This is a genomic window from Veillonella sp. HPA0037 (genome assembly GCF_000411535.1).
Lineage (GTDB): Bacteria > Bacillota > Negativicutes > Veillonellales > Veillonellaceae > Veillonella > Veillonella atypica.
Genome location: NZ_KE150483.1, coordinates 1,647,431 through 1,673,369 on the forward strand (window position 1 = coordinate 1,647,431; position 25,939 = coordinate 1,673,369).

Annotated in this window: 23 protein-coding genes; 11 read left to right on the forward strand and 12 right to left on the reverse strand. The window is 39.9% G+C overall.

The features are described from left to right. Positions 1-125 precede the first annotated feature (125 nt). A complete protein-coding gene (locus tag HMPREF1477_RS07395) occupies positions 126-1,451 on the forward strand; it encodes a hypothetical protein (RefSeq protein ID WP_016476416.1) in 1,326 nt (441 codons plus the stop codon). A 65-nt stretch (positions 1,452-1,516) separates the two neighbouring features. Here HMPREF1477_RS07395 and HMPREF1477_RS07400 read toward each other — a convergent pair whose 3' ends face one another. After that, on the reverse strand, positions 1,517-2,884 hold the full coding sequence (locus HMPREF1477_RS07400) for an NCS2 family permease (protein WP_005379645.1): 1,368 nt from the start codon (positions 2,882-2,884) through the stop codon (positions 1,517-1,519). Positions 2,885-3,029: 145 nt separating this feature from the next. Here HMPREF1477_RS07400 and HMPREF1477_RS07405 point away from each other — a divergent pair, with 145 nt between their 5' ends. The 3 genes from HMPREF1477_RS07405 to aroD all read left to right on the forward strand — a co-directional run bounded on the left by HMPREF1477_RS07405 (position 3,030) and on the right by aroD (position 5,637). Further along, complete coding sequence (locus HMPREF1477_RS07405) at positions 3,030-3,449, forward strand: Rrf2 family transcriptional regulator (RefSeq protein WP_005377450.1); 420 nt, start codon at positions 3,030-3,032, stop codon at positions 3,447-3,449. Positions 3,450-3,542: 93 nt separating this feature from the next. Continuing rightward, a complete protein-coding gene (locus tag HMPREF1477_RS07410) occupies positions 3,543-4,775 on the forward strand; it encodes an MFS transporter (RefSeq protein WP_005379614.1) in 1,233 nt (410 codons plus the stop codon). Between the two features lie 67 nt (positions 4,776-4,842). After that, positions 4,843-5,637: a type I 3-dehydroquinate dehydratase gene (aroD, locus tag HMPREF1477_RS07415; RefSeq protein ID WP_016476417.1), complete on the forward strand. Its 795-nt coding sequence runs from the start codon at positions 4,843-4,845 to the stop codon at positions 5,635-5,637. A gap of 24 nt (positions 5,638-5,661) precedes the next feature. Here the strand turns inward: aroD and HMPREF1477_RS07420 are convergent, their stop codons facing one another. The 8 genes from HMPREF1477_RS07420 to aroF all read right to left on the reverse strand — a co-directional run bounded on the left by HMPREF1477_RS07420 (position 5,662) and on the right by aroF (position 13,848). Further along, complete coding sequence (locus HMPREF1477_RS07420) at positions 5,662-5,964, reverse strand: type II toxin-antitoxin system RelE/ParE family toxin (protein WP_005377462.1); 303 nt, start codon at positions 5,962-5,964, stop codon at positions 5,662-5,664. Between the two features lie 14 nt (positions 5,965-5,978). Next, complete coding sequence (locus tag HMPREF1477_RS07425) at positions 5,979-6,587, reverse strand: type II toxin-antitoxin system RelB/DinJ family antitoxin (RefSeq protein WP_016476418.1); 609 nt, start codon at positions 6,585-6,587, stop codon at positions 5,979-5,981. 263 nt (positions 6,588-6,850) lie between these two features. After that, entirely contained in the window at positions 6,851-8,086 is a 1,236-nt protein-coding gene (locus HMPREF1477_RS07430) for a shikimate kinase (RefSeq protein ID WP_016476419.1), read from the reverse strand. 123 nt (positions 8,087-8,209) lie between these two features. After that, entirely contained in the window at positions 8,210-9,349 is a 1,140-nt protein-coding gene (locus HMPREF1477_RS07435; RefSeq protein ID WP_016476420.1) for a bifunctional chorismate mutase/prephenate dehydratase, read from the reverse strand. Continuing rightward, complete coding sequence (gene aroC / locus HMPREF1477_RS07440; RefSeq protein ID WP_016476421.1) at positions 9,336-10,430, reverse strand: chorismate synthase; 1,095 nt, start codon at positions 10,428-10,430, stop codon at positions 9,336-9,338. The genes HMPREF1477_RS07435 and aroC overlap by 14 nt, the downstream gene beginning before the upstream one ends. Beyond that, the gene (gene aroA, locus HMPREF1477_RS07445; protein ID WP_016476422.1) at positions 10,420-11,688 is read right to left on the reverse strand and encodes a 3-phosphoshikimate 1-carboxyvinyltransferase; all 1,269 of its coding nucleotides are present in this window, start codon (positions 11,686-11,688) and stop codon (positions 10,420-10,422) included. Before aroA ends, aroC begins: the two co-directional genes overlap by 11 nt. Before the next feature lie 19 nt (positions 11,689-11,707). Next, a complete protein-coding gene (gene aroB / locus HMPREF1477_RS07450; protein ID WP_016476423.1) occupies positions 11,708-12,760 on the reverse strand; it encodes a 3-dehydroquinate synthase in 1,053 nt (350 codons plus the stop codon). Positions 12,761-12,834: 74 nt separating this feature from the next. Continuing rightward, positions 12,835-13,848 carry a 3-deoxy-7-phosphoheptulonate synthase gene (gene aroF / locus HMPREF1477_RS07455; protein WP_016476424.1) on the reverse strand — a complete coding sequence of 338 codons (1,014 nt, stop codon included), beginning with the start codon at positions 13,846-13,848 and terminating at the stop codon, positions 12,835-12,837. Positions 13,849-14,271: 423 nt separating this feature from the next. On the opposite strand from aroF, the gene HMPREF1477_RS07460 reads away from it, so the two are divergent. Both HMPREF1477_RS07460 and HMPREF1477_RS07465 read left to right on the forward strand, forming a co-directional pair. Continuing rightward, positions 14,272-14,688: a GNAT family N-acetyltransferase gene (locus HMPREF1477_RS07460; RefSeq protein ID WP_016476426.1), complete on the forward strand. Its 417-nt coding sequence runs from the start codon at positions 14,272-14,274 to the stop codon at positions 14,686-14,688. A gap of 85 nt (positions 14,689-14,773) precedes the next feature. Next, a complete protein-coding gene (locus HMPREF1477_RS07465; protein WP_016476427.1) occupies positions 14,774-15,232 on the forward strand; it encodes a DIP1984 family protein in 459 nt (152 codons plus the stop codon). A 259-nt stretch (positions 15,233-15,491) separates the two neighbouring features. Here HMPREF1477_RS07465 and HMPREF1477_RS07470 read toward each other — a convergent pair whose 3' ends face one another. Together HMPREF1477_RS07470 and HMPREF1477_RS07475 are read right to left on the reverse strand one after the other, a co-directional pair. Beyond that, entirely contained in the window at positions 15,492-16,520 is a 1,029-nt protein-coding gene (locus tag HMPREF1477_RS07470; protein ID WP_005375612.1) for a ribonucleotide-diphosphate reductase subunit beta, read from the reverse strand. A 40-nt stretch (positions 16,521-16,560) separates the two neighbouring features. Next, positions 16,561-18,843 (reverse strand): ribonucleoside-diphosphate reductase subunit alpha, encoded by a 2,283-nt coding sequence (locus tag HMPREF1477_RS07475; RefSeq protein ID WP_016476428.1) that lies wholly within the window; start codon positions 18,841-18,843, stop codon positions 16,561-16,563. Between the two features lie 304 nt (positions 18,844-19,147). On the opposite strand from HMPREF1477_RS07475, the gene HMPREF1477_RS07480 reads away from it, so the two are divergent. Beyond that, complete coding sequence (locus HMPREF1477_RS07480; protein WP_016476429.1) at positions 19,148-19,666, forward strand: flavodoxin family protein; 519 nt, start codon at positions 19,148-19,150, stop codon at positions 19,664-19,666. Between the two features lie 81 nt (positions 19,667-19,747). On the opposite strand, the gene HMPREF1477_RS07485 is transcribed toward HMPREF1477_RS07480, so the two are convergent. Further along, a complete protein-coding gene (locus HMPREF1477_RS07485; RefSeq protein ID WP_016476430.1) occupies positions 19,748-21,307 on the reverse strand; it encodes a hypothetical protein in 1,560 nt (519 codons plus the stop codon). Between the two features lie 148 nt (positions 21,308-21,455). Here HMPREF1477_RS07485 and HMPREF1477_RS07490 point away from each other — a divergent pair, with 148 nt between their 5' ends. The 4 genes from HMPREF1477_RS07490 (at position 21,456) to HMPREF1477_RS07505 (ending at position 25,816) form a co-directional block, all read left to right on the forward strand. Then, positions 21,456-22,628 carry an iron-containing alcohol dehydrogenase gene (locus HMPREF1477_RS07490; protein WP_016476431.1) on the forward strand — a complete coding sequence of 391 codons (1,173 nt, stop codon included), beginning with the start codon at positions 21,456-21,458 and terminating at the stop codon, positions 22,626-22,628. Between the two features lie 24 nt (positions 22,629-22,652). Beyond that, complete coding sequence (locus HMPREF1477_RS07495) at positions 22,653-23,480, forward strand: hypothetical protein (protein ID WP_016476432.1); 828 nt, start codon at positions 22,653-22,655, stop codon at positions 23,478-23,480. Positions 23,481-23,492: 12 nt separating this feature from the next. Further along, positions 23,493-24,329, forward strand: coding sequence for a hypothetical protein (locus tag HMPREF1477_RS07500; protein ID WP_016476433.1), 837 nt, complete (start codon positions 23,493-23,495; stop codon positions 24,327-24,329). A gap of 164 nt (positions 24,330-24,493) precedes the next feature. Beyond that, positions 24,494-25,816, forward strand: coding sequence for a dicarboxylate/amino acid:cation symporter (locus HMPREF1477_RS07505; RefSeq protein ID WP_016476434.1), 1,323 nt, complete (start codon positions 24,494-24,496; stop codon positions 25,814-25,816). Positions 25,817-25,939 lie beyond the last annotated feature (123 nt).

Below are 25,939 nucleotides of genomic sequence, written 5' to 3' on the forward strand. Positions count from 1 at the left end.
AGGAAAGATAAAAGTTTTATGAAGTAGCTAGAGCTACAGAAACGGTAGCTTGATTTTGATATAAATAAGAAAATATATCATTATATGTGTGGAGTATATTATAAATTTTTGTAATAGGAGAGAATATGAAGAAAATAATGACATCTGCTGTTTTATGTGCCGCGATGGCTACTGCAGTAAGTACCTTTGGCGTACAGCCAGTTAGTGCTACATACCCGTTAATAGATAAAAATGGTAATACCGTTCCTGTTGAACGAGATGTAGATAATAAAAAGCTCATCGATGATAATAAAAAACTCGCTGATCGTTATCGTTGGTATGATCAAGTTGATGATTATGATTTAGTTAAAACTAATATTGAGAGTGCCGCGCAGGAATTTGGCTATCCTATACAAGTTCCGTCTTATATGCCTAAAGACTATGCAGTACGCGATGTAAAGGCCAAGGACCATGACGTATTAGAAATCGTTTATACAGAAACGGGCCGTGATGGAGAATTTGGTCCGAAATTAACCTTCTCTAATACAGATATTGTATATCGTATGGGATGGGCTATCGATACAGTGGTAACGCCTATTTTAGAAAAGACAAATTACAACGCTAAGGATGCAGTTAGCTTTACTACCCCTAATGGGATCGCTGTACATACGTTAGGTTATAGTAAAGGCGCTATTCAAATTGCTTACTGGAAAAAAGATAATAAAGTTTATATGCTCTACTTTGCTTCTTTAAGAAATCAAAACTTTGTAAGCAAAATTGTAGACTCTGTAGGTCCTGTGAGTAACGTAGCCGTTGATGATAATCGACTACGTGGTGACCGCAATGATAATCAAAATATTGAAGAAAACGATGCGAAAATGGTTAAACAAAATGATGAGCCGGATTGGCCTCCTTATGAAACGATTGGGTTGCCATTGCGTACACATACGAATTCTGTGTGGCCTATACTTACCAGCAAAACCATCGGTTTACCTAGCGGTGTAATCGATGCATCTCATAAGATGTCTTATGACGTATCTGTACCAAGTTATTTACCGCTTGGCTATACATACTATGCTACACATTTTTATGACAATGATGTATTAGAAACTGTATATTGGAAGCAAGGTAAAGAGTATCAAGAGCGCAGCGGTCGTTGGGTAACTCATACTATGGTCTTCCGCATGAGCTACTCTATGGATACCGTATGGCCTGAAGAATATATTCCAATGGAGTACCATGACGTACAGTGGACTGACTCTACACCAATAGGTGATGTTCACTATACAGGGGATGTAGATAAGGGCTTAGTACGCAGTGTTACGTGGTACAAGGATAATATGGCGTATTTCTTGTTCTTCCAAGTGCCTGTGAAAGCCTCTGAAGCAGAGTTTTATAGAAATCATGTAGTGCTGTTAAAAGATATCGATCCAAGTCGTACAGACTTAATTGGTGTAAAAACAATTCGTTAATAAAAACGAACCTATCTCCTAGATATATTACTAATATCTTTGGAGATAGGTTCTTTATGTATTAATTAGAAAAATACGTAACGGATGATAACGAGTACCGCTAATACGTACATAATCCAGTTAACTTCTTTTGCACGACCTGCAATGATTTTGAGTAGAGGGTATGCAATAAGACCTGCAGAGATACCGTTAGCGATGCTGTACGTGAACGGCATCAAAACGATAACGAGGAATGCAGGAAATCCTTCTGTCCAATCATCGAAGTCGATATTGCGGATAGCACCTAACATGAGGGCACCAACGATGATAAGAACAGGAGATGTGGCTGCATTTGGTACCAAGGATACCAATGGAGCCAAGAATAAGCAGATTAGGAATAATACGCCTGTTGTGACAGCTGTTAAGCCTGTACGGCCACCAGCACCTACACCTGCTGCACTTTCAACAAAAGCAGTAATCGTAGATGTACCGAGTAATGCGCCAGCACTAACGCCGATAGCGTCAACAGTCATCGCTTTACCAAGACCTGGGAATTTACCAGATTTTGGATCCGCAATTTTCGCCTCTGTAGCAGTACCGATTAACGTACCCATAGAGTCGAACAATTCTACGAATGTGAAGGAGAAGATAATCGTAATCAAGCCCATGTGGATCGCACTAGGAATATCTAATTGAAGAAATGCGGCTTTTGAGAAGTCAGGCACTGCCAATACTGTGAAGTTCTCAGGCATTGTAGATAGTCCCGTTACATAGGACACAATTGTTGTTACCAACACACCAATCAAGAGTGAACCTTGAATCTTACGAGCCATCAATAGAGCGGTAAAGATGAGGCTGAATAGGGCTAACAATGTTTCGCCACTGTGCAAGTTACCTAGTGTTAACAATGCTTCAGATGCTGGAGGTACTAGATTGCCATGTGTTTGTATAACTTGGCCTAAGGTGTTAGGAGATAAACTGATGGAAATCGCCATCAAACCGGATAGTTTTAAACCGATGATGGAGATAAATAGCCCAATACCAACGGTAATAGCGACTTTCATAGAAGCCGGTATACCAACAACAATCATTTGTCGTATCGATGTCAGCGTTAGGACGAGGAATACGAGACCGGAAATGAACACCGCACCTAGTGCCGTTTGCCATGATACACCCATACCGAGAACTACGGTAAAGGAATAAAAGGCTAAGAGGCCAACCCCTGGAGCCAGTGCGATTGGATAGTTAACAAATAAACCCATAGCAATCGTTACGAGGCCACCACCTAAAGCTGTAGCGATGAGGACGGCATCCTTGTCCATGCCAGCAAGACTCAAGATGTTTGGCGCCAAAAATAGGATGTACGCCATCGTGATAAACGTGGTAATACCCGCTAAAATCTCGGTTTTAACGGAGGTACCTCGTTCATTGAGTTTAAATAGTTTATCTAACATTAGATAAATCCTCCCTGTATGAAATTATAAATCATATCAAATAAAAATATTTCGATATACCTATAGTGTATCATATTTCCCACCATTTTTTGTATGAATTTATGTTATACTATACATATATTGTGAATGACTTAGAGGTTAACTTATGAAAATATCTACAAAAGGGCGGTATGCCTTGCGAATCCTAGCGGATATTGCAGAACACGGGACGGAAAAAAATGTGCCTATCCGTGAAATCGCAGAACGCCAAGGGTTTTCAGATAAATACTTAGAAGGAATTGTATCTCGCTTGTCCTCTGCGGGCCTCGTTAAAAGTGGCCGTGGTAAATACGGTGGATATCGCTTGGTTAAAGATCCTGCTGAATATAATGTATATGAAATCTTATATGCTGCAGAGGACTCTATTGCTCTTGTGTCCTGTTTAGAGGATGATGTAGAGCCATGTCCTATGTTTAATGATTGTTTGACTGCTCCTCTATGGCAGTATTTACAAGATGAGTTTCGCCATGTAATGGAGCGCGTTTCCTTGCAAGATGTAATGGATCACAAGTTTCCAGTGGAATAATTGAGAGAGTCGCGTTTTATATGCGACTCTTCTTTATATAATTTTGTAAAAGCATATTTTTATACACTTTTATATGTGGAAAGAAGGCGAAAGATGAGTACAATTGCAGATGATACTCGTGGTGGCATGCGAAATGTATGGATTATTACGGCTGCCATGACTGTATTAGCTATATGTTACACCATGATTATTCCTTTTTTGCCTATATATCTCTTGGAATTAGGTGTCCCAAAAGCCGATGTAGCCCTTTGGTCGGGCCTTGTCTTTGGGATTACATTCCTCATTGCGGGCATTATGGCTCCAATTTGGGGAAAAATCGCCGATAATAAAGGGAAAAAACGGATGGCCTTGCGCGCTGGCTTTGGCATTGCTGTCTGTTATGTATTAATTGGTTTAGTTACAGACCAATATCAACTACTCATGGGGCGGGCCCTCGTTGGATTTGCCAATGGGTTTTATCCTGCGGCAATGACTATGGTATCCCTCAGTGTCGATGAGAAACAGGTTGGTCGAGCTTTAGGTATCTTCCAGACAGGGCTTATCTTGGGGAATGTCATCGGTCCATTTTTAGGTGGTGCTGTTGAAAGTGTAGTAGGGATGCGTCCTGTATTTTATGTATCTGGTGTCGCTGTACTGATTGCGACATTGGCTGTATTGTTCTTTGTAAAAGAGCCAAAATTACATGCTGTAGGCACTGATGGAACAGCGCAAGCTACTCAACCTACTAAATCTACATCTTTACGTGAAGACTTTAAGGCCGTTCAACAACAACCTGTACTAGTACGGTTGCTTGGGATTTTCTTCTTTATGCAATGTGTCATCATGATGCTACAGCCTATCTTGGCCCTTTATGTAGGGGATATGCAAGGCACCATGGAAGGGGCGGCTATAATCTCTGGTACAATCCTCAGTATCGGAGGCTTAGCAGGCTCCTTAACGACTAATCTATGGGTTCGCCTTGGTGAACGTCGTGGTTATTTTAAGACCATTTCCTACTGTATGATGGGTAGTGGTATCGTTCTATTGCTGCAAAGCTTACCAGTGGGTATATGGTGGTTTGGTGTTTTACAGGTTCTAATTGGTTCATGCATTGTAGGGATTAACCCATCCTTGAGTGCAGCAGTAACCCTTAATACAGATCCAAGTTTTAGAGGTCGTATGTTTGGTATGACGACGACAGCTCAACAATTTGGTTCTATGGTAGGTCCTGTATTTGCTAGTATTGTATCGACCTATGTGGGCATATCCTACGTATTTAGTATTACTGGATTGTTATTGTTATATATGGGCTTTCAGTCTAGAAAATTATCTAAAAAACATGAATAACACTATGATGAGTCATAGATAGTATTAAGGGAATCATTTGTTTCGTATGAGATGCAAAGGAGTTGTTATGATCCGTATCGGCCAAACTGTACTTGGAGAAAAGGGTACAAAGATATGCGTGCCTATTGTGGGCACAACGGTAAAAGAAATTCTAGATGCTACTGCGGTGGCATGCAATACACCTTGTGATGTGGTGGAGCTACGCATTGACTATTACGAACGAGCTCATTCCATTGATGCTATTATTGAACTATTGATGCTCATGAAACCTCAATTAAAAGGTCGTGCATTGCTCTTTACATGGCGCACGAAGGGTGAGGGGGGCGAGAAATCTATCTTCTCACAAGATTACTTTACAATGTTAGAGCGCCTTATCCCAACGGGCTTGGTAGATGCTATTGATATTGAGTTATTCTTTGATCAAGATAGAATGGTCAAAACCATAGAATTCGCCAAGGTTCATGGTGTAACAATCGTCATGAGCAATCATGATTTTAATGGTACACCAAGTAGAGATGTTATTGTAAATCGACTCATTCAAATGAAAGGATTTTTAGCGGATGTGCCAAAGATAGCCGTTATGCCTCATACAACAGGTGATGTATTAACACTTCTTGAAGCGACGGCTGAGGTAAAATCCTTATATCCATCAGACCCAATCATTACGATGGCCATGGGGCCATTGGGGGCTATTACACGTGCTTCAGGATCTTTATTTGGCAATGCTATGACCTTTGCTTCAGCGGGCAAAGCATCAGCACCAGGTCAAATTGATGTACATGAACTAAAACGTATCTTAGATACTCTTGATGTAGATGGTGTATTTGATGAACAACAACATAAACGCGTAAAAGTGCATTAAAAAAGTCGGTGAGAGCCGATTTTTTTATTTGTCTTGTAGTTCTTGTAATATATTCATACGAGATGGTCGAATATAGAAAATATAGATGTAATTACCTATAACTTTATATAGAATAAGATACTTTTTGTATGACAATTTTCTGTATTTTTCCTTGCTATCTACAATAGGATAGCGCTCAGGAAAAATGGATAATGAACATATTTTTTGGTAAATTTGTGATAATTCTTTTTGGATAAACGCAGTGTCTATAAAGCGTTGCTTTAATGAAAGTTTGAGATTTACTATGTCAGATTTAGCAGTAGGGGTCAAAATTATTGTATATCTCATTTTAACCTCCGAACTTATAAATCCTTAAGGAGCTCATTAAAGACTTTTTCAGCAGGTTCGCCAATTCCCTTTTTTGCTTGATTAAGTCCTATCTCTATTCTTGTGCTTAAATCTTCTTTAGTCCATAAATCATCATTTATAGCATCAATCCATTCTGGGCGATGGATAGTGGAAGGAATATCGTTAGTGAATTGTATTTGTTTTGATACAAGTGTAACAGTTTGTGATATAGTTAATCCCATCTCTTTTAAGATAGCTGTTGTTAGTGTCTTAACTTTAGGATTAATACGGATATTGAGTATGCCTGTTTTATCAATTTTATCAAAGGATATTTCAACCTCGTTTGTGGTTGATGTTCCGTACGAGCTAGTAGTATCTGATGCCTTTAATGTGATTCGGGGTTGTTCGTAGGTGCCGTCATTGTTGAGTGTACTTGGCGTTGGTGTTTCATCTGTAGATGTTGTTGGTAATGCAATGGCGAAAGGAATGCGACGTTCTTTGATAATTTGACGAAATAGTGCGTCAAGCATGGAGGTGTAGGATAGGCCTTGTGCTTTTAATATGCTAGATACCTCTTGTTTTAGATCTTCGTTGATGCGGACTTGTAGGTTTACGGTTTTCATAATATCTCTCCTATGATTCTTTAAGTTGTGACTGTAATACTTTGGTTATTTTATTGCTCTTATAGAAAAAGGTGTTTAAGCTTCTTGAATTCTAGTTGTAATTACATTGTAATTGCAAATATGGATTTTTACAAATACATATAAAACATAGAGAATATAAAAAAGCAGTATTTATCTTAGGGATAAATACTGCTTTTAGTACTATATCTATGAAGTTAAGATATGAGTTTTAGTTTTATCTAGAAATACAGATGTAAATCTTCTTACAATAAGTTTGCTTCAAAATCTTCTAGGATAGTAGACACTGTTTCTGGTGCATTACGGTTATGTTCCACGATGGATTGTGCAAAGCTTTCATACATTGGTGTACGAATTTCTTCGAGTTCGCGTAAGCGTTCGATACCACCACTAGAGAGAACCCGACCGGATGTAGATAAATTTTCTATAGGTTGGGTTAATTGGTAGATACGACCATTTTGGCGTAAGTGTGCGTAGTTTTTAGGCACTGTTACACAGCCGCCACCAGTGGAGATAACAAGACCTGTTTGAGTGCCCAGTTTCGCAATCATTTCCGCTTCTTTTTCACGGAATGCTGGTTCCCCTTGTTCTGTAATGTATGTGGAAATGTCTCCAATTTCTTTTTCTAACTCATGATCCACGTCAATGCAGGTACGGCCCATTTCTTCACCGAGCGCTTTACCGACTGTAGTTTTTCCTACACCAGGCATGCCGATGAGGATAATGTTTTCCTTTTCACGGCGCATATCGCGCAAGATTTGTTCAATTTCCTTTGTACCAAAGCTTTCACCGTGGAAATGATTAGCCGCCTCAACACCTTGAGCCACAAGGAATGGCAAGCCATCACAATGAGGAATTTCCATCATTTCTGCTTGTAACAGCAAAATTGTACGGCGTGGATTATAGATGAGGTCTACAACGCCTTCCAATTTGGAAAATTGTGTAATATCGATGAGATTAGCTGGATTATGAGGATACATCCCGATAGGTGTGCAGTTAATAATAATCTGTGCTGTTTCATAGTAATTAGGAGTATCACCATAGAATGGTGCCGTCTTACGAGAGAGATGAACTATGTTCTTAGCTCCTAAGTCTTCAAGAGCTACGTGAACGGTAGCGGAGGATGCGCCATCGCCAAGAATGATACATTCCTTGCCAGCTACATCGATGCCTGCATGTTGTAGGGTAAATACGAAACCATCATAGTCTGTATTATAACCGTGCCATTTGCCATCCTTGCGAACCATCGTATTTACACAGCCAATGCGTTCTGCCCGTGGATCTACAACATCACAAGCTTCAAGGGCATTTACCTTGTAAGGAATAGTGATATTGATACCTTGTAATTCTGGATCAGCGAAGAACTCTTGTAGTTGGCTCGGTTCGCGCTCAAATAATTCGTAATTTGTATTCCCTAGTGCACTGTGAATGCGAGGGGAGAAGCTATGGCCTAACGTACGGCCAAGTAAACCAAATTTCATAGGACCTCCTAGGTCAATATACATAGAATGGCTAATAGGCTGGTACCTATTAGCCATTGAAGTTTTATAACTATATGTATTGTACTATATATGTTCTTATAGGGACTAGTACATATAAGTATATTAGTTTTCAGGGTAATTGCCTAGTAAGCGGAATTTATCTTGTGATGTGTGTAGCTCTGCTAGAACAGACAATACCTTAGGATCTGCTAGGGATGCTTCTAAGTCGAGGTAGAATAAGAACTCAAAGTTATGACCTACAATCGGGCGAGACTCAAGTTTTGTAAGATTTACGCCGATGTTTGCAAACTTGGTAAGTAATGTACCAAGACCACCTGGAGCATGGCTTGCTGTAGTTACCACGGAGATTTTATTAGCCCCTGGGTATACATGGAAGTCCTTGCTGATACAGATAAAGCGCGTATAGTTGTTATCGCTATTTTGGATATTGCGCATCAATGGAGATAAATTATATAAGTCTGCACATTGCGGTGCTGCAATAGCAGCTACGCCTGGATCATCACTGGCTGCCACCATTTGTGCTGCACGAGCCGTGTTATCGAAGGAACGTAACTCTACGCCTTCTAGTGTATCTAGGAAGTGACTGCATTGGCCCAACGCTTGAGGGTGGGAGATGATAGTGTGAATATCTTCTAGTTTTGTGCCTTTTTTCACGAGTAAATCGTGAGAAATCCAAAGGCGCGTACCGCGCACGATATAGCATTTACGCTCTTCTAATAGGTCGTATACTTCTTTTACAGAGCCATTGGAGCTATTTTCGATAGGTAATACGCCAAATTGACATTCACCGGATTCTACCGCATCAAATACAGCACGGAATCCTGTTACATAGTGAATTTGGCTGAGTGGTAATAATTTATCGCACGCCACTTGCGCATTACTACCGAAGACGCCAGCACAAGCTACGCTACCACGTTGTGGAGGTAATGTAGGGGACTGCTCAATAGCCTTTTTCATTTTAACAGTGAACTCATTATCTTGGAACAATTGTTCAGACTGATAGGTCCGGCTCAAGCTGAATAAGGCTTCAAAGAAACGGCGTGCGTATAGGTCGAGGTCTGGGCCTGCATCTCGAGTTACTTTATCGAGGATATCTCGTTCCCGTTTGGCATCGTAAATAGCCTTGTTCATTTCTTTTTTGGCTGCCGCGACATCCTTGGAGAGTTCCATGCGCTCTTTGAAGAGGGCGAGCATTTGGTCGTTTATATCGTTAATTTTAACGCGTACTTCATCTAAGTTCATGGTCAATATCTCCTAAGAAATCAAGAATAACAAGGGCCGTAACAGCTTCGATTACAGGTACTGCACGAAGCGCTACACATGGGTCGTGACGACCTTGGATTGTGAGCAATGTGTCCTCTTTTTGTGAAAGTGACACAGAATGTTGTTCTTTATAAATGGATGGTGTTGGTTTGATGCCCACTTGCATAACGAGGGGCAAGCCGTTAGTTATACCACCTTGAATACCACCGCTATTATTAGTTGTGGTTGTAATCTTGTCGCCGTCCATGGTGAAAGCATCATTCACTTCGGAACCAAGTTGTGCACACATATCGAAGCCACCGCCAAAGGATACGCCTTTAATGGCGGGTACCCCAAAGATTACGCGAGCTAAGCGGTTTTCGATACCGTCAAAGTTTGGGTTGCCAAGGCCAATTGGTAGACCTGTAGCAATGACTTCAACGATACCACCTGTAGAGTCCCCATCTTTTTTGAGGTCCATAACAAGGGTTTCTACTTCGTTACGTTTTTGTGGATTAACCATAGCAATTGCTTCTGTAGCGATGCTAGCTAATGCTTTCATATCTGGGTGGACCATGTTGATAGGAGCATCTTGAATCGTTCCCACTTGTTTTAAATGGCCGTGGATTTCAATGCCTTTTTCACGTAATAGTTGTAGAGCGATGCCACCAGCTACACAAAGCGGAGCTGTAAGGCGCGCTGAAAAATGGCCGCCACCGCGCATATCTACCTTATCACCGTAGCGTATACGAGCTGTAAAGTCCGCATGAGATGGGCGAGGGATATCGCGTAAGTTGTTATAATCGCTAGAGTGTTGAGATGTGTTACGAATCATAAATGCCAATGGAGAACCACTGAGCATGCCGTCCACCAAACCTGCTAAAAATTCAGGTGTATCGGCTTCCTTACGCTGTGTTGTTAATTGATTTTGCCCTGGTGCACGGCGCTTTAAAAAGGTTTTTAACTCATCGATATCGATGGTATGTCCACAAGGAAGACCTTCAACAATACCGCCGATAGCGTATCCATGAGAGGCGCCAAAGGTAGATACTTGTATAGTTTTACCGAAATTAGATGCCATGAGCATCACCTCCTAATAAGTTCCAGTCCTCAAAGAAGTCTGGATAGGATTTTGTGATAGCTTCGCTATCTTTTAACGTAACAGGGTTTTCACTGATGAGGGCCATCAATGTGCCGGCCATAACGAGGCGATGGTCATTTACGCAATCACCATGTCCACCTTTAAGTATACCACTACCGATGATGTATAGGTCATCGCCTTCTTCACGCACTGTACCGCCTAAGTCTCTTACGAGATTAGCAACAGCTATGAGACGATCGGATTCTTTTAAGCGTAGGCGAGCACCCTTAATAAAGGAGCTTTCTCCAGAAATAGAGCAAGCAAGAGCTGCCATAACAGGCAACATATCCGGCATTTGCTCAAGGTCTACATGGATTGGCTTGGAAGCACGACCTGTGACCGTTATATTCATACCATCCCATACAACATCACAACCAGCATCAATCATAACTTGTATGATGCGGCGGTCAGCTTGTACAGAGTTTTTGTTCATGCCTGTAATCGTAATTGGTTTGCCCGTCATACCAGCTGCTACCATCCAGATTGCTGCATTAGACCAGTCACCTTCGATTTGGTAATTATCACGGCCGATAAAGGACGCACCAAATGGGACTGTGAAAGCCTCGTTGATGTTTGTGCTTGGTAAGGTATGTTTAACTTCGACACCAAAATCACGCATGGTTTCCGTCGTTAATGTTACATAATCACTAGATTGTAGTGGCGTAGTAGCCGTGATAGTAGATAGGCCGATTTGAGGGGCTGCCAACAATAATCCAGAGAAGAATTGGCTGCTTACATCACCTACCATGGAGAAATTACCGCCTTGGAGACGACCTGTCATAGTAAATGGCGGTTTATCTTGGGAGAATGTTACGCCATGCGCTTTCATTTCACTGAGCATAGGTTCGAGAGGGCGATCTGGTAAACGACCTTTGGCATCTACGTCTACATCGTTACAGATGGATGTAGCTACAGGTAATAAGAGACGTAATGTAGTGCCTGATTCGTGAGGTACTACATTGCCCTTTGTTGGGACAGGACCTGGTGTAATAGTGACAACTTTATTTTCATATACTACGTGAGCACCTAAGCCTCGCAAGGATTCCATAGTAGCATCGATATCTTTAGAGGTACGGCTTAGTAGTATAGTAGATGGAGAGTTAGCAAGGGCTGCACAAATTAATGCGCGGTGTGCATGTGCCTTTGCTGGGATGGACGCAATCGTTCCTGTAGGAATGGCGTTCGTTACGGAATGCATAGAAATCTCCTTTTACGTCTTAGTCTAAATAGGTGGCAAGTTCTTCGTGGGTAACAACCTTAAGTTCGCTGTGGCCATAGCTTGTTGGTACTACAATTTTAATAGTAGCGCCTTCGCTTTTCTTATCGTGCTTAGCAGCTGCTAGGATTTCTTCCTTTGTTACAGTCGTTGTAGTTGGTAAATGATGGGCTTCGATGAGGGATTTTAACTTATCTAGAGCTTCAATATCTAGTTCTCCATGTTTTACCGCACCCTGTGCCATGAGTACCATGCCAATAGCAACCGCATAGCCATGATGAACCTCAAAGTGACTCGCTTTTTCAATGCCGTGACCAAAGGTATGGCCTAGGTTTAAGAGGGCGCGGACGCCAGATTCGCGTTCGTCTTGTTCTACGATATCCGCCTTTGCTTGTACGCATCGCGCAATGACAGCACTAACGCTATCGCGGTGTGTTATCAAGGGCTTATTTTCTAGCTGAGTTAATAAACCTGGTACATCGAGGAAACCATATTTGATGATTTCGCCACATCCATTTTTCCATTCCATGTCTGGCAATGTATTAAGCGTTTCCGAATCACAGAGGACAAGAATGGGTTGTTTGAAAGCACCCCACAGGTTTTTACCTGCTTCAAGATTGACAGCTGTTTTACCGCCTACAGAGGAGTCTACCGCCGCTAATAGGGAGGTAGGTACCTGTACATAGTCAATGCCACGCAAATAGGTAGCCGCTGCAAAGCCTGCCATATCACCTACAACACCACCGCCAAGCGCGATGAGAAGGTCCTTGCGTGTTAACGATTGAGCTGCCATATAGTCCACTAAATCGATGAGTTGGTGGGCATTTTTGGAGCTTTCACCAGCAGGGAATACATAATCACAAACAGTATAACCCGCATGCTCCATATTAGCTTTCACAGAACTCAAATAGTGCGGTGCTACATTGCTGTCGCTGACGATGATAACACGACAATTTGGTTTTAATGGTTTTATATAATCGCTGATGCGTTGTAAAGCACCGTTTTCGATGACAACGTCATACGGTGTGGACGCGTTAATATGAATGCGAGTCATAACAGTTCCTTTCATAAAAGAATAAGCTAGTACCTATTATAACGGATACTAGCTTATTTGTGTGCTATTTAAGATTATTTAGTGCATTCTACCAGTGCTTGGCGCAATGCGATAATTTCTTTCATAAGGCTAGTGAATTGGTCTGGACGTAATGCTTGAGGGCCGTCGCACAATGCTTTGGATGGATCGTTGTGAACTTCGATCATAAGGCCGTCTGCACCGCCACCTACGGATGCAAGGGAAAGTGGACGAACCATGCGACTCATACCTGCAGCGTGGCTAGGGTCCATGATGATTGGTAAGTGAGATAATTCGTGCATCATAGGAATTGCTGTCACGTCTAATGTATTACGAGTTTTAGTTTCGAATGTGCGAATACCACGTTCGCATAATACAACTTGTTCATTGCCTTCTGACATGATGTATTCAGCAGCCATCAACCATTCTTCGTATGTAGCAGACAAACCACGTTTTAAGAGAACTGGTTTGTTTAATTTACCTACTTCTTTTAAAAGTGTGAAGTTTTGCATGTTACGAGCGCCGATTTGAAGCATATCTACATTATCGAAGTATTGTAATTGGGAAATATCCATAACTTCGGAAACGATAGGAAGACCAGTTTCTTTTTTAGCTAGCTCTAACAGTTCCAAACCTTCTGGACCCATACCTTGGAAGGAGTATGGAGAAGTACGTGGTTTGAAAGCTCCGCCGCGAAGGATTGTGGCACCAGCTTCTTTACAAGCTTTTGCTGTTTCTAATACTTGTTCAGGTGTTTCAACGGAGCAAGGACCAGCCATTACTGCGAAGTGACCACCACCGATAAGTGCACCACCTACGTTGATTACAGAATCATCTGGATGGAATTTACGGTTTGCTTTTTTGTATGGTTCTTGAATACGAGTTACTTTATCTACGAAATCAAGAGATTCGATTTGACGGGAATCGAGGGATGCTGTATCGCCGATAAGACCTAAGATATTATAGTGGGCCCCTTCTACTGGATGGATAACAAGACCTTTCGCTTCTAATTCATTGCGTAATTTTGTTACCTCTGCTTCTGTAGCTGTTGTTTTTAACGTGATAATCATAATAAGTCCTCCTCAAATAACAATGCGAATAGTGGGGCCAACCATACGGGATAGCAAATAAAAAAGGGCTACCCGTATTCTAATACGGGTAACCCTTTTACTATTCTAAGCAACGATTGATGATTTCTAAATTAGCGTAGCTCAAATAGTTCCTTACCCGTACGTTGGATAAAGAACCAATAAAAGTATTGTTTTGCTACTGTGCTAATTTGGTTAGTCATCTTATTGTTGCTCCTTTCTAAATTTGATGTGTACAGTATAAACCCATTTGAGAATTTTATGCAAGTACTTTTTTCAAAAAGCTACAAAATTCTATAGAAAAAAGTTGTTTTAATATTCCTTTGCCTTTATCCACATGGTAAAATTAAAGGTAGAAAATGCTAGCAATATAAACGTTATAGAACATAATTGGTAAGGAGAGTTATGATTATTCAAATTTTAAATACAATTAACGATGATATTAAACAAATTCGTACAGATGTGTTTATGAAAGAACAAGGTTTCGAGAATGAATTTGATGAAATTGATGAAATCGCAAAATTCGTGCTTTTATCTATAGATGGAAAAGCTGTTGGTACTTGTAGATTTTTCCCCAGCGATATAGAAGGGGATGCTCATATTGGTCGTATGGCAGTACGCAAATTATATCGAGGTCAAAACTTAGGCTCAAAAATTATGCTCGCTGCTGAAAATGGAATCCGTCGCGATGGATTTAAAACATGTTCTCTATCAGCGCAAGTACAGGCAAAACCATTCTACGAATCTCTTGGATATGTGGCTGAAGGTGAAGAATATCTAGATGAAGGCTGTCCACATGTGATGATGCGGAAAGTATTATAAGAAACTAGATACTAAATATAATAGTTTGTATTAGCTCGGTCAGTATATTAATATCTATATATTTTAAAATATGAGGTGAGAGTTTATGAAACTAGCAGAAGCATTACAAGAACGTGCTGATTTGAATAAGAAAATTAGTGATTTGCAAGGTCGTTTAAATCAAAATAGTTTAGTACAAGAAGGGGAAATACCTAATGAAGACCCTAACGTATTGATGCAAGAACTAGAAGCGGCAATTGCTAGACTTCAACAACTCATTAAAGATATTAATCTTACTAACTGTGCAACTATTGTTGAAGGGCGCTCTTTAACGCAAATTATAGCAGAGAAAGAAGGAGCTATTATGCGACTTTCTGCATATCGTGCCTTAGCAGATAGTGCGAGTGCGATTAATTATCGTGCTCGTGGATCGGAAATCAAAATGATAGCAACTGTAAATGTTAGTGAATTACAAAAAACAGCAGATACAATATCTAAGGAGATTCGTACATTAGATAATTTACTACAGTCAACCAATTGGACGGTTGATTTAATAGAGTATTAAGTATAAGTTGGTAATCAAGATAGGGTGGATACAAAGCCACGATTGCTTAATTCGTAAAAAGATGATATTCCATTACATGTACGGGGCGTTGATGATATGTATCGTGTAGGCCCTTATTGCGTATAAATGTATGGTTATTTTTTATAATGTATTACCATGTGTCAACTATTTTGATGAGGGTGGCGTTGGGGACTATAAAAAGGAGTGTTTTCACAGATTTGTTGTGAAAGCACTCCTTTTATTTATATTTAAGTTTTATCTATTCTAAATCATCAAAATCAAATGCTGCTGCTTTTGTATAGTTTGTAACTTTTGCTTCGAAGAAGTCAGTTTTTGTGCTATTTAAGTTGGAGAAGCTTTCGATCCATTCCATTGGATTGTCCTTGATTTCAGGGTATAGATGAGGCAAGCCGATTGCTTCTAAGCGGATATTGGCAAGGTATTTGATGTAGCGTTCGATAAGAACGTTGTTAAGGCCGAGGATTTTATCATCAGTGATGTATTGACCCCAAGCGATTTCATTTTCTGCACCTTGGCGAATCATGTCAGTGATTTTCGCTTCCAGTTCAGGCGTGAACAAGTCAGGGCGTTCACGACGTAATTCGCGGATGATGTTTTGGAACAATACAAGATGAGTTACTTCGTCTCGGTTGATGTATTTGAAAATAGTGGATGTAGCTGTCATTTTACCTTGGCGTGCCAATGTGTAGAAGAAGCTAAAGCCAGAGTAGAAGTAAATACCTTCTAAGATATAGTTGGCGATGATTGTGTGAATGAGGTTTGCTTCGCTAGGATCATCACTGAAACGTTGGTATGCATCGGCGATGAATCGATTACGTTCAAGTAATGTTTTATCTGTACGCCATTCGTCATAAATTTTGTCACGTGTAATAGGATTTGTTACAGTGTCCAAAATGTAGGAATAACTTTGAGCGTGAATTTCTTCTTGGAATGCTTGTATATTCAATAAAGATGCCACTTCAGATGCTGTAATATAACGGCTCAAGTTAGGCAAGTTTTCAGATTGAATAGAATCAAGGAAGTTCAAGAATGCAATGATTTTGTCGAATGCACGGCGTTCGTAATCTGTTAAGTATGGGAATTGCTTAACGTCTTCATTCAAGGAAATCTCTTCAGGAATCCAGAAGTTGTTGAGCATTGTACGGTACATTTGGTTCGCCCAGTCGTACTTGATACGGTTCCATTCGCGAAGGTTTGTGGTGTTGCCGCCAATCATAGATTGCGTGCCACGTTCACCATGTTCGTTGAAAATCAGTTTTTTATCCATAGTGGACTCCTTTATATTATCTGTGAAGATCACTCTGTTTCTATGAAGAGCAGCTAGTGCACTCATCCATTTCAAGGGATTGGTTACGGATGTAGTAGATTGTTTTAATCCCTTGTTTGTATGCCTCAACGTAAAGGTCTAGAATTTCTTTTGCTTTCATTTGAGGTGTGATATACAAGTTGAAAGATTGTGCTTGGTCAATATGACGTTGACGTACGCCACAAGCTTTGATGGACCATTGTTGGTCGATTGTATGCGCCTCTTTGTAGAGCCAGAAAGTTTTATCGTTCAAATCTGGTGCAGTTTTTGGTGTGAAAGAACCTTTCTTCTCTTCGATGAAGAATTTTTTGAAGATAGGGTCGATACCAGCCGTTGTGTTCGCAATGTTGGAAGTAGAACCTGTAGGAGCTACGGCCATCAAATAACCATTGCGGATGCCGTATTTTGCAACGTCTGAAGCCAATTGTTTCCAACAATCGGATGTGTAGCCACGACGTGTGAAGTATTCACCAGTTTCCCATTCGGAACCTTTGAATGCAGGGTATGCACCTTTTTCTTTCGCCAATTCCATGGAAGCTTTGATGGAATAGTACGCGATGTTTTCGAACAACTTATCCGCTACTTCGATATGTTCATCAGACTCCCATTGGATATCGTGGTTTACAAGGTAGTGGTGGTAACCAGAAGTACCAAGACCAATAGCACGGTATTTATCAGAAGTCATGCGAGATTCTGGTACTGGTGCTTGATTGATAGAGATAACATTGTCTAGCATACGAATTTGAAGAGCAATGTTTTCTTCTAACTCTTCGTCAGTAATACGGCCAAGGCTAATGGAGTTCAAGTTACATGTAACCATATCGCCTGTATTTGTTTTCGTAGTGATGGTGCCGTCTTCGTTGATGATTTCTTCAGCAAGGTTTGTGAAGCCAACGTTTTGTGCGATTTCGTGGCACAAGTTGGACGCGTAAATCATACCGGCATGTTTGTTAGGGTTGGCAGCGTTTACAGTGTCGCGGAAGAAGATGAATGGTGTACCAGTTTCAACAGCAGAGCGCATGATTTTTTTCATCATGTCTAGTGCTGGTACTTCGATGCCGTGTAAGTTCGGATCTTGTTCACATTCAAGGTAACGTTTTGTGAACTCTTTGTTATCGTCTGTGTCGTAGAAGTCCTCTAGAGCATAGCCTTTTACAGCCAAGATTTCATGAGGGTCGAATAAAGTAAAGTTTTCACGGGCAATCATGCGTTCCATAAAGATGTTTGGAACAGAGATAGCAGGGAAGATATCATGTGCTTTACGACGGTCGTCACCATTGTTAGTACGAAGCTCTACGAATTCGTAGAAGTCTTTGTGCCAAATATCAAGTGTTACTGTGGCGCCGCCTTTGCGTTTACCCAATTGGTCCACTGCAACAGCTGTATCGTTGTACAAACGAATCCAAGGAATAACGCCACCAGAGGAGTTTTTGAAACCGCGGATATCGGAGTTCAATGCACGAACTTTACCAAGGTAGATACCAAGAGCACCACCGTGTTTAGATACGCGGGAGAACTTGCTGTTTACGTCGTAAATGGACCATAAGTTATCATCTACACCAGAGATAAAGCAAGAGGACAACTGATGGAATGGTGTACCTGCATTTGCCAATGTAGGTGTAGCTGTTGTCATTTTTAATTGGCTCATCAAGTCGTAGAACTTTTTAGCGTATTCTACTTTGTTTTTGCCTTCTACTAATGCCAAGTGCATGGCGATCGCCATGAAGCGTTCTTGTGGCAATTCGTAGATTTCTTTGTTGAAGCCTTTTACCAAGTAACGGTCAGCCAATAATTTAAGACCTTCATAGTTGAAGAGATAGTCGCGCTTAGGTTTGATGTAATCGCCTAACTCTTGCAATTCATCAGGTGTATATTCTGTAACGAAGAAGTCCGCGTATTTTTTCTCTTCTACAAGCATATGTACAAGATTTGGGAAGTTGCCATAACCGAATGCTTTATAACGACGAGTGATAGCTGCTTCTTTATAGAGATCGAACAAGAAGAGGCGAGCTGCTACAAACTGCCAATCTTGGTTCATTTTATTAACTTGGTTGCCGAAACCGTCGTCTTTTTTAGAGATAACCTTTTCGATAGCTGTTTGTACTAAAGTTTTTTGAATTTCTTTAGTTGTCATGCCATCAACGAATTGTAACTTCGCATCCATTTCCAATTCTAGTGGATCACAAGAATCTAACCCCAAACATGCGAAGGCAATCATGCGTTTCGTTTTTTCAACGGATAGCGGTTCAAAATGGCCATCCCGTTTCTTGATCATAATCTCCATTATGGTTCCCCTTACATTGTAAATCTATGTAAAATCATCTATAGAGCTAGCGTAAATCAGATGTACTCTTTTAAACTAGTTCTAATCAGAAAAATAAGAAAACTACAATATATGGTAGTTTTCTTATTTATTAAATACATTATGTAATGATTATAGCGAAAAAAATCTATATATTCAATATTGACTTTTTTAAATTTATCAATGTGGTTAGATTAAATTTATCGATGTAGTTTGTGATTAATTTTATTATAGATAGATACTATATGATTTATAATAAATATAGCTTTACAATAGGAGGTTAGCTATGAAATCTATCGTTATATATTCGTCCCTTACGGGAAATACAAAACAAGTGGCAGAGACCATTGCCAGAGTATTGCCAGCGGACACACCATGTGTATCTATGTCGGAACTACCCTCAGATATGGCATCCTATGATCTGGTGTTTGCAGGATTTTGGGTTGATAAGGGGACAGCTAATAAGGAGGCCCGTGATGTACTAGGCACATTACATAACCCTCATATTGCTCTGTTTGCTACAGCTGGCGTACCACCGCAAATGGCACATGCAAAGGAAAGTTTAATCAATGCAGCAAATTGTTTACCCGATGGCGTAGAGCCTGTAGGAACCTTTATCTGCCAAGGCAAGGTAGACCCTAAGGTCATTGAAATGATGTATAAGATGTTCCCGAAAGGGCATAGCCACGGTCAATCTGCTGATCGCGATGCACGTCACAAACAAGCTGCAGTACACCCAAATGAAGACGATTTTAAAGCGGCCCAAGATTTTGCCCAAGATATTCTAGCCAAGTTAGAGCGATGAATAAAAGCAGTACCCCTGTGGGGTACTGCTTTTGTCATATTATATATGATGTTGTAATTATTACTATATTGTATTATATGCTTAATTATAAAGTACATTAAATTTAAGTTTACGCGTATCGAATTGGTTTATGAAGTACGACGTAATCAATAGCTTATATCCATTGCCTTCTATAATGACGGGATCGACAGCTGTTTTGTCGACTGTAAGGAACTTATCATAAATATGATGCACCTCTGTTACTCCATTTGGTAGAGACACCTCTAAATCAAGGCCGTTGTTGAGGAACTTGAAGGAGATGGAGTCGAAGTTGGCAGATTCTACTTGGTATTCTTTAAGATCTTGTTCGTATACAATTAACTCGATGTTTTCAATGTATTTATCGTATCCTGCAATTGAAATAACCTTTGGTGCAGTTATAGCATCAAAATTAATATACTCGATGCGTCTGCCGTTTGTTGGGTTGGTTTCTGGCAGTTTTAAATCATCTACAGGGACATATGGTGTGCCATAGTCCGTGAAGTTAGTGTCAAAGGTAGCAGCTATTGGTAGGCTTGCATGCCATTCGCCATCAACTTTAGTATAGGTCACAAATTCACGATACGTTGTATAGCCTATGAATGGCGTCAAGAGAACAGTACCTAAGGCAAGAGCCATAACGGTTGTGTGTACAGATGGTTTTAAACCCTTCAAAAGAGAATATACATTATGTACTAAGAAGATTAAATTGAATGCACTCACGTAAATCGTATTGAGCCAGAGAACTGGTTCATTAATCACACGTTTACCGATAAGAACTAAGCACAGTGTAGTTAGTGTAATGAACAAGAAGCATAGGATTTGCTGTGTTCTGCTACTTTCACTAGATCTAAAGCTAGCCAAGTAGAATAGGTAGAAAATGGCTACATACGGATAATAGGTGTAGAAGAAACGCGTATCCTCTCGAAGCCCTAACAGGATCAAGACCAAATAGATATTAGCTAGAATGCCTGTAATAATGGACGCCTTAGGCAAGATGATGCCGAATACAACAGTAAAAAATGAGTTTGGTGCTGGAGGACCTGCGGGATCCTCTTTGTAAGAACATACCATAGATAGACAAATGAATATATTAATGGATGCGAGTACCTTAAAAATGGTTTCTTCAAAGTTGAATGGTTGGTCCACGATGATGAAGAAGAACCATAAACTCATGATGATAACAATGTTATACAGAGTAGACGTAACAAGGGTGATGCCAATCCGTTTGATGCGGTTAATGATTTCACCGATGTAGTGTTCGCCAGGCGATGTGAAATACAAGGCAATCATGGAGTACAGCCATAGGTACGATATATTTTCCGTAGCCAGTTCAATACCCCGCACATAGCCGTAGCTTTCGTGAATCATATAAAGGCCAATACTGATTCCGATACTTACTAAGGTGTATAAAATGGAAAACTTTCGAGTCCTTGTTATATAGCTTTGTAATATAACGATAAAGAAATACAGTGAGTATAGCTTAATGTCGATTTCGGCAAACCAATCTTGTTCAATATACAACGGTGTACATGAAAATATGGCAATTAATGCCAGTAATATAGGCGACTGCGTTGCTAGGTCCCGCAGCGAAGACCATACATGTTTAATGGCAAATTTCATAGATGTTCTCTCCCTCTATAAATATAAATACCCCCTCTTATTATTAGTATACCTGTTTTCTGGTGAAAGCCCTATGAGGTTTTACATGCTTTTAAATATCCTTTACAATAACACTAAGAACTAGTTTTCAAAGAAAAGAGGTTATCACATGGAATTCTCTTATTTTTTACCTGTAAACATCCAATTCGGTTGGAATAAAGTAGATAATGTTGCTGGTTTTATTGCACCGTATGGTAAGAAAGCACTTATTGTAACTGGTCGTACTAGTGCTAAAAAATCTGGTTTATATGACCGAGTGGTAGCAAAGCTTGATGCAGCTCATATCGGTCATGTATTGTTTGATCAAGTGGATGCCAATCCGTTGACTACGACTGCCTTAGATGGTGCTAATTTAGCTAAATCTGAAAGCTGCGATATGGTTATTGCCATCGGCGGTGGGTCCATTATGGATAGTGCAAAGGGCATTGCTTTTATGGCTGTGAATGACGGCGACATTAATGATTATATCTTTAACCGTAAAACGAGTGATAATGCGTTACCGCTTATTGTGATTCCAACCACTTGTGGCACAGGTTCTGAAGGAAATGGCTTTGGTGTCCTCACGAACCCTGAAACAGGGGATAAGAAATCTTTACGCTGTAATGCCATCGTGCCTAAGGTATCTATCGTGGACCCTGCTGTAATGGGGACTATGCCTCCTCATGTGTTGGCATCTGTTGGTTTCGATGCATTGTGCCATAACATCGAGGCGTACACATCTAAAACTGCGCAACCTTTCACCGATGCACTAGCTCATTATGCAGTAATATTACTAGCACAATATCTTGTACCTCTATATAAACATGTGAAAGCGATTGTGAATGGTCAAGAAGCTGTACTTAACAAAAAACAATTAACAAAAGCATGGGAGTCCGTTACATTGGCTAGCACTATTGGCGGTATGGTTATCAATACAGCAGGCGTCACACTTGGTCATGGTATGGAACACCCTGCTAGTGGCCTTAAAGATATTACCCATGGTGTTGGTCTTGCAGTTATTGAACCTGTTGTAGTGGAATACACATGGAGTGCTAACCCTGAAAAATTCAACTCATTGGCACGTATATTCAACCATGGTGATGGTTCTGAGTTAGGCGAAGCATTACGCCTAATCGTACATGACCTAGACCTTACTACAAACCTTACAGAATTAGGATTTACTAAAAAGGATATTCCGTGGCTTGTCGATAATGTATACGTAGTGGCTACAGGAAATATTGCTAATACAGTGGCTGAAGTAAGTCGTAACGATATAGAAGTGCTATATAAGAAAATGTTGTAGTCATAGAAATATAGGGAGAGAGTTTTGGTTCGCATATTTTATGGCCTATTAACTGCATATATAATTATGCTATTTATTGTGGCAATGCTATTTAATATAGCACCTATAACATATATGGTATTTGGCGTAGCAATAGTATTGCTTTTAGTACTACAATATGACTGGTATAAGAAACATGCTTTATCTGAAAAAACACATATTAAATTGATTTGCTGCGTATTTATTATATTTAATTTATGTTTAGCTGGACTTGTTGCGGATTGGCTTAAGTACGATACTCAAACGACTCTTGAACAAACCGATGGATTTGAGTTTAGTACTATGGACTGGCAACGAGGTTGGCCAAATGATGACGGATTGCCGGAAGGTCTAAAGCGTCCTAAGAACCTTCCTGAAGGTATTTCAAAGGCCTCTGCATCTGGCGATAGCTTAGCGTGGGCAAATGCATATCCTACAAGATATACTGTATTAGAAGGAAATCCTACAGTTATTGCACAGTATGAGGAGATTGCTAAGGAACACACTGTGTATCAAGCGCAAATTGATGCGGATGGTGTATTGCGTGATTTAGACACTGGGGAGAAAAAGCGTTTTATATCTCACCCTAATAGCTATCGCATTATAGAGAGCGTTGAGGAGGAACCTCTAAATTTACCAAAACGGAGTTTTATAGAGTGGTTACGGTTTGCACCTCGAAAAGAAACGAAAAGAGTGGTGAACGACACCTATAATTCTACTAAAAATCATAGACTATATGTCTTTGTAGACGATGGGAATACTAAAAGACCTCATTTTGTGGAACTTTTGATTAGTAATGATGGGACACGAGCTGTGTTTTATCAGTCTAAGTAAGGATTATATATTGTGAATCGGTTTATTAAACTTTTACAAATGCTAATAGGCCCTCCTTGTGGTAAACATATTATTCTATCAATCGTATTCTTTGCCTTTTTTTCTTGGGGAAATGCACATGTTCAATTGCCAGGACTATGGTTTGTAATTGTAGGTGTAATCTTAGTACTATCAATAAGAATACAGTTTTATTACTACTTTTATCATTTAACATTACCGAAGAAACACATTTTATATGCTTGGTGTACATTGGTTGTAGCAGTACCTTTATTATTAATGTCTATGTTTATATATGAGATTCTTTTTGGAAGTGAAGTTAATGATGTATCACGATGGAAACAAAGATGGCCAGTAAATGCAACAGTATTACCAGATCATTTTAGAGACCCTGATATAGTGCCGAAAGGATTGCATCCTATATCTTCAAGGGGAACAATAGAAAGTTTTTATGATTTCACAACCACTATTGTTTTTGAAGGTAACCGAGAAGTTGTAAAAGAATTTGAGAAAACTGTTGCCGAATCCTCAGCACCTGGCGTAGTTATTACATCGGAGTTATTTAAGGAGGGCACATATAAGTCTGTGGCAGACTCTATTTTTTCAAAAGGGGATATACAAAGCACTTATGACCTTTTAATTGAAGATTATACAAAGTGGAACTTATTTGTGTGGCTTCTATATGGTCGTCAATTAGCAGGTGGATATTATCAACTTGAACAAGTTCCTACCTATGGCTATACGGTTTATGTTATGCACCGAGAGAGTGGACTTGATTCGTATGTGATTTATTTTTTGTTTAGCCCTGATCGTACTCGTGTTGTCTTCTATGATTTTATAGTGACGCATTAATTGAATATATTAATCTGTATATCAAATTATTTGGTTTGACAATTTTAAAACATATCTTTACAATGGGTTTTATAAAGAGACTCGGATGTGACAATTATCCCAGCCCCAAGGGCTGGGATTTCTTTATTAGTCTCTAGTAGTTTTATTAGTTGAGAGGTGTTTTTATGGCAGATCAAAATAACAAAAATGTTGATGCCTTAGCGCAAGAGATTACCTTGAAAAGTCGTGGTCAAGGTAAATTACGTCAATTTATATTATGGATGGGTGCGCTCATCATTGGCGCTATCTTAGGATGGCAACATATTCCAGTTCTTAATGATTTATTTAATTTCATTGCTGCAGTATTTACACATTTATTCCAATTTATTGCAATACCTACTGTATCACTAGCGGTTATTACCACATTGTCCATGTTGGGTGCTAAGAAGGATACAGGCCGTATCTTTGGTCATGCTGTCACCTATACATTGTTAACAACAATTTGTGCAGCCGCTGTTGGTCTTGGTTTATTCCTTTGGATTGCGCCAGGTAACTTACCACTTGATGTAATCGGTGCCGGTGCAGCGCAAGTACCTGAAAAATTAGGTCACGTAACATATTATGATCATTTCTTATCCGTTATTCCTAACAATATCTTGAAACCGTATTTAGAAGGTAACGTATTGTCCGTTATGTTCATTTCTGCTTCTGTTGGTTTAGCTTTTGCTTTCATGCCTCGTACAGAAGGTCGTGAAGCAGTATTGAAGGTGTTATTTGGTTTACAAGAATTACTATTCACATTGATTAGAGGTTTACTTTACGTTTTACCAATCGGTATCCTTGCTTTTGCAGGTCAATTATCTGCACAAATCGAAGCAGGGGTCATCGTTGGTGCATTAGGTAAATATACAGCTGTTGTAATCGGCGGCAACTTGATTCAATTCTTTATTGTAATTCCATTGTTCTTGTTATTCCGTGGTTTAAACCCTATCGATGTATTCCGCAAAATGTCTCCAGCCGTAGCTGTTGCATTGTTCACGAAATCTTCTGCTGCTACATTGCCTGTTACATTGGCATCTGCAGAAGACAATTTGAAAGCCCACCCTTCTGTAGCGCGTTTCGTGTTACCAATTTGTACAACTATTAATATGAATGGTTGCGCAGCTTTTATCCTTGTAACATCCTTATTTGTAATGCAAAATGCAGGTATTGAACTAACAGCTGGTACTATGGTGGCTTGGCTCTTCATCGCTGTTCTTGCAGCCATCGGTAATGCAGGGGTTCCAATGGGTTGCTATTTCTTAACATTATCCTTGATGAGCTCCATTGGCGCGCCAATCGGTTTACTTGGTATTATCTTACCAATCTATACAATTATCGACATGATTGAAACGGCCGAAAACGTTTGGTCCGATGCATCTGTATGTGCTATGGTTGATAATGATTTGAAAGGTACATTAGACGATCCTGACTCTCATGATGACATGCCTCAATTCCAAGGTGCGTAGATTGTACGTTATAAAAGCATATATAAATAGGTTGCCTCTTATATGTGAGGCAACCTATTTTGCTTTCAAATAGAAAATATAATAATGTGCCACGTTTACTATTTTCTGGAAAACAATTATTGG

Excerpts from the sequence above, each read along its gene's own strand:
- HMPREF1477_RS07425 (WP_016476418.1), bottom strand. The coding sequence starts at position 6,587 with ATGAAAACCGTAAACCTACAAGTCCGCATCAACGAAGATCTAAAACAA.
- HMPREF1477_RS07410 (WP_005379614.1), top strand. The coding sequence starts at position 3,543 with ATGAGTACAATTGCAGATGATACTCGTGGTGGCATGCGAAATGTATGG.
- HMPREF1477_RS07490 (WP_016476431.1), top strand. The coding sequence starts at position 21,456 with ATGGAATTCTCTTATTTTTTACCTGTAAACATCCAATTCGGTTGGAAT.
- HMPREF1477_RS07505 (WP_016476434.1), top strand. The coding sequence starts at position 24,494 with ATGGCAGATCAAAATAACAAAAATGTTGATGCCTTAGCGCAAGAGATT.
- HMPREF1477_RS07400 (WP_005379645.1), bottom strand. The coding sequence starts at position 2,884 with ATGTTAGATAAACTATTTAAACTCAATGAACGAGGTACCTCCGTTAAA.
- HMPREF1477_RS07485 (WP_016476430.1), bottom strand. The coding sequence starts at position 21,307 with ATGAAATTTGCCATTAAACATGTATGGTCTTCGCTGCGGGACCTAGCA.
- aroC (WP_016476421.1), bottom strand. The coding sequence starts at position 10,430 with ATGGCATCTAATTTCGGTAAAACTATACAAGTATCTACCTTTGGCGCC.
- HMPREF1477_RS07395 (WP_016476416.1), top strand. The coding sequence starts at position 126 with ATGAAGAAAATAATGACATCTGCTGTTTTATGTGCCGCGATGGCTACT.
- HMPREF1477_RS07475 (WP_016476428.1), bottom strand. The coding sequence starts at position 18,843 with ATGGAGATTATGATCAAGAAACGGGATGGCCATTTTGAACCGCTATCC.
- HMPREF1477_RS07460 (WP_016476426.1), top strand. The coding sequence starts at position 14,272 with ATGATTATTCAAATTTTAAATACAATTAACGATGATATTAAACAAATT.
- HMPREF1477_RS07435 (WP_016476420.1), bottom strand. The coding sequence starts at position 9,349 with ATGAACTTAGATGAAGTACGCGTTAAAATTAACGATATAAACGACCAA.
- aroD (WP_016476417.1), top strand. The coding sequence starts at position 4,843 with ATGATCCGTATCGGCCAAACTGTACTTGGAGAAAAGGGTACAAAGATA.
- HMPREF1477_RS07405 (WP_005377450.1), top strand. The coding sequence starts at position 3,030 with ATGAAAATATCTACAAAAGGGCGGTATGCCTTGCGAATCCTAGCGGAT.
- HMPREF1477_RS07465 (WP_016476427.1), top strand. The coding sequence starts at position 14,774 with ATGAAACTAGCAGAAGCATTACAAGAACGTGCTGATTTGAATAAGAAA.
- HMPREF1477_RS07430 (WP_016476419.1), bottom strand. The coding sequence starts at position 8,086 with ATGAAATTTGGTTTACTTGGCCGTACGTTAGGCCATAGCTTCTCCCCT.
- HMPREF1477_RS07470 (WP_005375612.1), bottom strand. The coding sequence starts at position 16,520 with ATGGATAAAAAACTGATTTTCAACGAACATGGTGAACGTGGCACGCAA.
- aroF (WP_016476424.1), bottom strand. The coding sequence starts at position 13,848 with ATGATTATCACGTTAAAAACAACAGCTACAGAAGCAGAGGTAACAAAA.
- aroA (WP_016476422.1), bottom strand. The coding sequence starts at position 11,688 with ATGCATTCCGTAACGAACGCCATTCCTACAGGAACGATTGCGTCCATC.
- HMPREF1477_RS07480 (WP_016476429.1), top strand. The coding sequence starts at position 19,148 with ATGAAATCTATCGTTATATATTCGTCCCTTACGGGAAATACAAAACAA.
- aroB (WP_016476423.1), bottom strand. The coding sequence starts at position 12,760 with ATGACTCGCATTCATATTAACGCGTCCACACCGTATGACGTTGTCATC.
- HMPREF1477_RS07420 (WP_005377462.1), bottom strand. The coding sequence starts at position 5,964 with ATGAGATATACAATAATTTTGACCCCTACTGCTAAATCTGACATAGTA.